This is a genomic window from Streptomyces sp. NPDC093149, from assembly GCF_044754145.1.
GTDB lineage: Bacteria > Actinomycetota > Actinomycetes > Streptomycetales > Streptomycetaceae > Streptomyces.
Window position 1 is genome coordinate 1 of the sequence record NZ_JBIVON010000067.1, and the last position, 3,259, is coordinate 3,259.

The 3,259-nt window shown below is 66.3% G+C and carries 3 protein-coding genes; 1 reads left to right on the plus strand and 2 read right to left on the minus strand.

The window, feature by feature from the left end; genetic code table 11:
- Positions 1–54: 54 nt before the first annotated feature.
- Positions 55–834, minus strand: a complete 780-nt coding sequence (locus ACIQCZ_RS42445; RefSeq protein WP_402291560.1) for an IS5 family transposase — start codon at positions 832–834, stop codon at positions 55–57.
- Positions 835–1,365: 531 nt separating this feature from the next.
- Between ACIQCZ_RS42445 and ACIQCZ_RS42450 the strand changes: the two genes are divergently transcribed.
- Positions 1,366–2,397, plus strand: a complete 1,032-nt coding sequence (locus ACIQCZ_RS42450) for a hypothetical protein (protein WP_402291562.1) — start codon at positions 1,366–1,368, stop codon at positions 2,395–2,397.
- Positions 2,398–2,629: 232 nt separating this feature from the next.
- Here ACIQCZ_RS42450 and ACIQCZ_RS42455 read toward each other — a convergent pair whose 3' ends face one another.
- Positions 2,630–2,833, minus strand: a complete 204-nt coding sequence (locus ACIQCZ_RS42455; RefSeq protein WP_402291564.1) for a hypothetical protein — start codon at positions 2,831–2,833, stop codon at positions 2,630–2,632.
- Between the last annotated feature and the right edge of the window lie 426 nt (positions 2,834–3,259).

Here is a 3,259-nt window from a genome sequence, read left to right on the forward strand (position 1 = left end):
AACCGCGTCAACGCTCTCGGGACTCACAACGGGAGCTGAAAAGACCCACCAAGATCAAGAACTGGCAGCTTTTGGGCGTACCTCGGCGCTACCCCTCGACCAGTAGACCATTGCTTCGGCGCTGGTGGTGCGGCGTTCGAAGTCGCGTACCAGGCGGCGGGTGCGCATCAGGTGAGCGAAGAGGCGCTCGACGATCCACCGCTTGGGCAGCACGACGAACCCCTTCTGGTCGTCGCTGCGTTTGACGATCGCCAGCACCAGGGCGAGCGTGGCCAGGCAGTATTCGACGAGGGGGCCGGTGTAGCCGCCATCAGCCCAGACCAACTCAAGCCGGTGGTGCACGTCGGCCACCTGCTCAAGCAGGACCTGGGCGGCGGCGCGGTCGCCGGTGTCCGCGGCGGTGACCATCACGCCCAGCAGCAGGCCGAGGGTGTCGACCACGATGTGCCGCTTACGGCCGTTGATCAGCTTGCCGCCGTCGAACCCGCGGCTGTCGGCGCCGACGACGGCGTCCGCCTTGACGGACTGCGAGTCGATCACACCCGCGCTCGGCTCCGCATCGCGGCCCAGCTTCCCGCAGACCTCGGCGCGCAGCCGGTCGTGGAACTCCTTGACCATGCCGTGGTCGCGCCAGCGGCGGAAGAACGCGTATACCCGGTCCCACGGCGGGAAGTCGGCCGGCATCGCCCGCCACTTGATGTCATTGTCGACCAGGTAGCGGATCGCATCGAGTATCGCCCGGTGGCAGTACGTCTCCGGCTGCCCTCCCCGGCCGCGCATCCAGCCAGGCGCCGGCAGCAACGGCCGGATGGCCGCCCACTCCGCGCTCGTCATGTCCGTCGGATAACGCGGCTGCCGGGAGCCGTTGTCGGCGGCGTTTCCGAACCGGTGAGCCAGGCAGTCACACTCCAGCGTGACGGAACTGGACTGCCCGGCCATCAACACGGAACACTGCGGCACCAGGGTCTCCTGATGTTGCTCGGTGATTCGACACCAACGAGCTGTTCAGGAGGCCCTGCTCGTATGCGCTGAGCACCCCGCAACCACCCAATCCGGACTCCCGTTCGATCGACAAACCCCTTAGCCAGCGCGACAAAGGCTTCTTACCCTGGTCAGGCACCCCACCATGATCCTTCCGGACTAACGCTTACGATCCGGCATACCCCGCGAGGGGGATGCCGGATGATCCCGGGGATTGATGTGATTGGCGCGGGTGACGGCGAACCATGGAGCCTCGGCAATCGGGAGATTACGGAGGTCACGGTGGCTGTTCCTGCGGACTCGGCGATAGGCGGCGCTCCCAGGCAACCAACCGCGAGCGAGGCGCGGTTGTTGTGGCGGCGGCGGTGGCCCGTGTGGGTGCCCATGGCCGCTGCATTGTGGGGTTTGTTGTATGCCGCCGTCGAGGTCACGTGGGCGGCAGTGGGCATCACCGTGCCATGGAAGGAGCACGCCTCGTACGCGCCAGCGGTCCAGCTTCTCCTGGCGGCACTCGCCGTCCTGGCAGGCGGGGCTTGCCTGGCCAGCACCCGAACACTTGCCATGCCTGGCCGGGCTGCGGTGGCGACGGCGCTGATCGTGACGATTCCGGTGTTCGTCGTGGGGACGAATGGCCTGCCGATGTACTTCGTGACGCTGGTGACGCTCTCGGGGATCGACAGCGCCACCGGTTTGGCTCAGGTGCTGTTGAACACGGTCGGCGCCGCGCTTGTGCTCCTCGTCGGCTTGTCGTACCGCCGACGGCTGCGCGGCGACTGCTCGCGATGCGGGCGGCCTCACGCGGGAGCCAGCGACGGCCCGCTTGTCCACCCCGCTGCCTCCCCAGCCCCGAAACGGACCCGCAAGGCGGTGTACCTCCTCATGTGCGGACTCCTGCCGTGGGCAGGACTCAAAACCATCTGGACGCTGGGCGGCGACGCACTCGGCGTCTCGGCCGATGATTGGCAGAGGACGACCAGCTTCGGCGCGTCGGGGCCGTCGAAGGCAGCCGCTTCGGTGGGGATCGACGTGACTGTGCTGGCCGCGATGGCCGGGGGCTTCCTGCTGCTGGGGCTGCTGTACGCGTGGGGGCAGGTGTTCCCCCGCTGGACGCTGATCATGTCCGGACGACGGGTCCCGCGCCTGCTGCCACTGATCCCGGCCTGGCTGACTGGCATCCCCCTGACAATGTACGGAGCCGTCCTCATCGTCATGGCCCCGCTCATGGCTGTCGGCGTGCTGCCCGAGATCAAGCCGTCCGGGCCGTTCACCACCAGCTCGGGGATCACCTGGTTTGTCGAGTTCGGCGGCCTGGCATTCGGTGGTCTGGGGTTCGGCCTCGTCGTGGCCGCTCGCTCCTATGCCGCCCGCACCCGCCCCGTCTGTGCCAGCGCCATGGCAACGAACCGGCCCGAGTAGTCGGGTACCGGGAGCACCAAGCGATGTGACGGCGCGCTCGACACGGCTGTTCGGCGACCTCAACCACGTCCGGCACCGACCGCGATCAACGAGACTCCCGTTCGATCGATATGCTCCTTGATCGGTACGACAACGACTTCTGAGTCACACTCACCGCGCGAAGTACTTCAGCGCCCGACGTCGCCAGGTCAGCTGAATTGCACGACCCGGTGGTCAATCGCGATGGGTCTGATCAGTCCCACTGCTCTTGGTCTTTCTTATCCGCTGCCTGTGACGCAGCACGCTGGCGCTCGGCAGGCCAGTTGTAGAAGATCTCGTCGGCAACAGGATCGCCGAGATCAGCCATCTGGCAGATCTCCAGATCAGACGCCTCGGTGTAGACAGGTGAGTGCAGGTCCTCAATCTCGTCGTCCGACAGCTCGTCCTGCGGTCTCACGCGTCCATGGCTTTTTCATGCTCACAGTCTGCCTGCCAGGCCTGCAGGTGGGGAAACAAATCCCAGAGCAGATTCCGCCACCGTTTCACACGAGCCCCGTCAGGCCGCCCCGTTCGACGTCTCTCGCTGGTCGCTCGGGTGACCAGCGCAGATCGTCAGGTGAGGGTCGCCCCACTGAAATCTCCCTACGGGATGGCCCATTACGTCCGGCCAGCAGCTCGGCGTCCCCAGTGCGCTGAGGCGCAGCGAGGCGGCCGGCCTGCGGATGAACAAGTCTGGAGCTGCATCCGAGCGACGTCATGCACGTGCACGTGGGCCAGTCAAAGGCCGACTAGTGTCCTGCGCCGGAGATTCGTCGTTAGTTCATGCATGAGTGCTTCTTCGGGTGTGCCAGCACCGCGTCGTGGTCCGAAGCTGGAACCGTTG

What these genes read in the sequence shown, in the direction of transcription:
- ACIQCZ_RS42445 (WP_402291560.1), bottom strand. Translation starts at nt 834, where the DNA reads ATGACGAGCGCGGAGTGGGCGGCCATCCGGCCGTTGCTGCCGGCGCCT.
- ACIQCZ_RS42450 (WP_402291562.1), top strand. Translation starts at nt 1,366, where the DNA reads ATGGCCGCTGCATTGTGGGGTTTGTTGTATGCCGCCGTCGAGGTCACG.